Origin of the sequence: Geobacillus thermodenitrificans subsp. thermodenitrificans DSM 465 (genome assembly GCF_000496575.1) — a bacterium.
Classification (GTDB): domain Bacteria; phylum Bacillota; class Bacilli; order Bacillales; family Anoxybacillaceae; genus Geobacillus; species Geobacillus thermodenitrificans.
The window spans coordinates 1-1,180 of the sequence record NZ_AYKT01000051.1 but is presented as its reverse complement, the minus strand read 5'-3'; the positions used below and the strand labels follow the sequence as shown (position 1 = coordinate 1,180).

1 rRNA gene is annotated in these 1,180 nt (G+C 55.7%); it reads left to right on the top strand.

What is annotated here, in order from left to right:
* Nucleotides 1–63 precede the first annotated feature (63 nt).
* Nucleotides 64–1,180, top strand: a 23S ribosomal RNA gene (locus tag DSM465_RS0117850); the annotation flags it as partial.

Genomic DNA, 1,180 nt, shown 5'->3' with positions numbered 1-1,180 from the left:
TTCAAATCGTTCCTTGAAAACTAGATAACCGATCAACAAAGGAAGAAGCCGAAACGCGCTGTAGGTTAAGCTAGAAAGGGCGCACGGTGGATGCCTTGGCACTAGGAGCCGATGAAGGACGGGGCAAACGCCGAAACGCTTCGGGGAGCTGTAAGCAAGCGTTGATCCGGAGATGTCCGAATGGGGAAACCCCCTGCCCGTAATGGGGCAGGATCCATGCCTGAATCCATAGGGCATGGAGGGCACACCCGGGGAACTGAAACATCTTAGTACCCGGAGGAGAAGAAAGCAAATGCGATTCCCTGAGTAGCGGCGAGCGAAACGGGAACAGCCCAAACCAAGAGGCGTGCCTCTTGGGGTTGTAGGACCGCTCATATGGGAGTGAGAAAGGAACGGGGTAGACGAACCGGTCTGGAACGGCCGGCCAGAGAAGGTGACAGCCCTGTAGTCGAAACTTCGTTCCCTCCCGAGCGGCTCCTGAGTACGGCGGGACACGGGAAATCCCGTCGGAAGCAGGGAGGACCATCTCCCAAGGCTAAATACTCCCTAGTGACCGATAGTGAACCAGTACCGTGAGGGAAAGGTGAAAAGCACCCCGGAAGGGGAGTGAAAGAGAACCTGAAACCGTGTGCCTACAAGTAGTCAGAGCCCGTTTATGGGTGATGGCGTGCCTTTTGTAGAATGAACCGGCGAGTGACGATGGCGTGCGAGGTTAAGCCGAAGAGGCGGAGCCGCAGCGAAAGCGAGTCTGAATAGGGCGTTTGAGTACGTCGTCGTCGACCCGAAACCAGGTGATCTACCCATGTCCAGGGTGAAGGCCGGGTAACACCGGCTGGAGGCCCGAACCCACGTACGTTGAAAAGTGCGGGGATGAGGTGTGGGTAGGGGTGAAATGCCAATCGAACTTGGAGATAGCTGGTTCTCCCCGAAATAGCTTTAGGGCTAGCCTCAAGGTGAGAGTCTTGGAGGTAGAGCACTGATTGGGCTAGGGGCCCTCATCGGGTTACCGAACCCAGTCAAACTCCGAATGCCAATGACTTATCCTTGGGAGTCAGACTACGAGTGATAAGATCCGTGGTCAAGAGGGAAACAGCCCAGATCGCCAGCTAAGGCCCCCAAGTGCACGTTCAGTGGAAAAGGATGTGGAGTTGCGAAGACAACCAGGATGTTGGCTTAGAAG